This is a genomic window from Mesorhizobium sp. M00.F.Ca.ET.216.01.1.1 (genome assembly GCF_004010325.2).
Lineage (GTDB): Bacteria > Pseudomonadota > Alphaproteobacteria > Rhizobiales > Rhizobiaceae > Mesorhizobium.
In genome coordinates this window covers 1-327 of the sequence record NZ_SADR02000347.1, presented here as the reverse complement: position 1 = coordinate 327, position 327 = coordinate 1, and the positions used below count along the sequence as shown (strand labels likewise).

General features: G+C 60.6%; 1 pseudogene. It reads left to right on the top strand.

The window, feature by feature from the left end:
• Positions 1-327, top strand: a pseudogene (locus tag EN859_RS36415) (1,3-1,4-beta-glycanase); the annotation flags it as partial.

Here is a 327-nt window from a genome sequence, read left to right as displayed (position 1 = left end):
GGATCCCGGCCGGACTTGTACGGAAGCACCGGAAATGACTCCTTCTATGGCGCAGGCAATGTCAACGTCACCATGCACGGCGGCACTGGTGACGACATCTATTACCTCTATGCGGCGGGCAACAAAGTGGCCGAGGCGGCTGGTGCAGGCGTCGACACGATCAGCACATGGATGAGCTATACGCTCCCGAACAACGTCGAGAACCTCATCGTCACCACCGCCGGTCGCTATGCGTTCGGAAATGCGCTGGACAACATCATCACCGCCAAGGCCGACCACCAGACGCTGGACGGCGGCGTGGGAAACGATGTTCTGATCGACGGCGGC